We start from the raw sequence: 1,820 nt of genomic DNA, 5'->3' as shown, positions 1-1,820 counted from the left end.
CGCCGCGATCTGGCCATGGCCGGTGGTGCCGGGCAGGGCGGCGGGGCCGAGGCGCGTGACGTCAACGGCACCAAATTCCTGGCACAGGCGCTGACCGGCGTGTCCGGCAAGGACCTGCCCGCGCTGATTGATGAGCATAAGGCCCGACTGGGCTCGGGCGCAGTGCTGTTGATCGCCGATACCGGCGGCAAGGCAGCGGTGGCTGCCGGGGTGACCGCCGACATGACCGACCGCGTGTCTGCCGTTGATCTGGTCAAGGCCGCCGTGGCCGAACTGGGCGGCAAGGGCGGCGGTGGTCGGCCCGACATGGCGCAGGGCGGCGGTAAGGATGCCGCGAACGCGGATGCGGCCATCAAGGCGGCTGAACAGGTATTGGGAGGATAAGATGCCAGCACTCTGGATTGCGCATGTCACGGTGACAGATACCGAGGCTTATGGGAAATACGCCGAATTGGCGGGTCCGGCCATAGCTGCACATGGAGGCGAATTCATCGCCCGCGCCGCGCGTTATGTTCAACTGGAAGGCAAGGAACGGCCCCGCAATGTGGTCGCACGTTTCCCCTCGGTCGAGGCGGCGGTGGAGTGTTATCATTCACCCGAATACCAGAAGGCACTTGACCACGCCCGCGGTGCCAGCGAGCGCGAATTGGTCGTGGTTGAGATAACCGATTGATATTTCACGCTTCCCGCTGCACGAAAGATGCGCGGCGGGAAGCGGTTTGCCCGCTGTCTGTTGATCTGCGCGCGGGCGCCTGAACGAAGCAGGCTTTGAATTGTGGCCAAGGCTGCCACTTTCTTGTGCGGAAATTGTCAGATTGACCGACGAATTTCCGCCGTTTTTCCCCTTCAGATTTGTCGGTGATTGCTTTAGCGCCCCCGTATTCGATAGTTTCGAAAAATGGAATATGGGTGCACGAATTAGTAATCGCTCGGATGGTATTGGATCGAGGGATGACGATGAAAAGAATCTGCTCTGGATTGGTTGCCCGTGCGGCAAAGGCGCGGACAGGATGGACATCGGCAGGGGCCGCGTTGGCTCTGGCGGTTGGCGTTCTGACCTTTGGTGCCGATGCTTCGGCGGCGGATTCGGCCTTTATCCCCGGGGATGCGGCGTCGCCACCGCCCACCGGTGCGCGCAGCCTGTGCGCGCAATACAGTTGGGCTTGTGCCCCGAAACAGGCGATCCACATGTCCAGCGATCAAGAGATGAAGCTGGTCAAGCAGATCAATCGTAAGGTCAATGCCAGCACCCGGTCGGTGACGGATCAGTCGCAATACAAAACCCGTGAACTTTGGGCACTGCCAACCAATCGCGGCGGCGATTGCGAGGATTTTGCCTTGCTGAAGAAGCGCGACCTGATCCGCGCGGGGCTTGATCCCAGCAAACTGCTGATTGCGACTGTGCTGGACACCCGCCGGAATGCGCATGCGGTTCTGGTTTACCGGTCCAGCCAGGGGGATCTGGTGTTGGACAATCTGACCAATCGGGTCAAGCCGTGGTCCTCGACCCGGTATCTGTTCCTGAGAATGCAGAACCCGCAGCAGCCCAATGGTTGGGTCGGGGTTTACACCAGCAGTTAATTTTTTTCTAAGTGCTCCGGAATGCGGTGCTCTCATAGGTAAAAGGGGCGATGTTTGCATCGCCCCTTTGATCTGGTCTGTTCGCTGAATGCTCAGCTTGCAGTCTAGTCGTTGTTACCACCTTTCGGCCCGTCGCCTTTCGGCCCGTCGCCTTTCGGCCCGTCGCCTTTTGGTCCGTCCCCTTTCGGCCCGTCGCCTTTTGGTCCGTCACCTTTCGGCCCGTCGCCTTTTGGTCCGTC

General features: G+C 60.4%; 3 protein-coding genes. All 3 read left to right on the top strand.

Annotated features, from left to right (window positions below; genetic code table 11):
- Positions 1-384, top strand: a 384-nt coding sequence (locus MPJ51_RS01075) for a DHHA1 domain-containing protein (protein ID WP_298381136.1), incomplete at its 5' end; no start/stop codon positions are given.
- Between the two features lies 1 nt (position 385).
- Positions 386-673, top strand: coding sequence for a DUF1330 domain-containing protein (locus tag MPJ51_RS01070; protein ID WP_298381135.1), 288 nt, complete (start codon positions 386-388; stop codon positions 671-673).
- A gap of 278 nt (positions 674-951) precedes the next feature.
- Positions 952-1,581, top strand: a complete 630-nt coding sequence (locus tag MPJ51_RS01065; protein ID WP_298381134.1) for a transglutaminase-like cysteine peptidase — start codon at positions 952-954, stop codon at positions 1,579-1,581.
- Positions 1,582-1,820: the final 239 nt, after the last annotated feature.

The sequence above is a fragment of the Ruegeria sp. genome, from assembly GCF_028066395.1.
In the GTDB taxonomy this organism is placed as follows: domain Bacteria; phylum Pseudomonadota; class Alphaproteobacteria; order Rhodobacterales; family Rhodobacteraceae; genus Ruegeria.
This window is presented reverse-complemented; position numbering and strand designations above follow the sequence as displayed.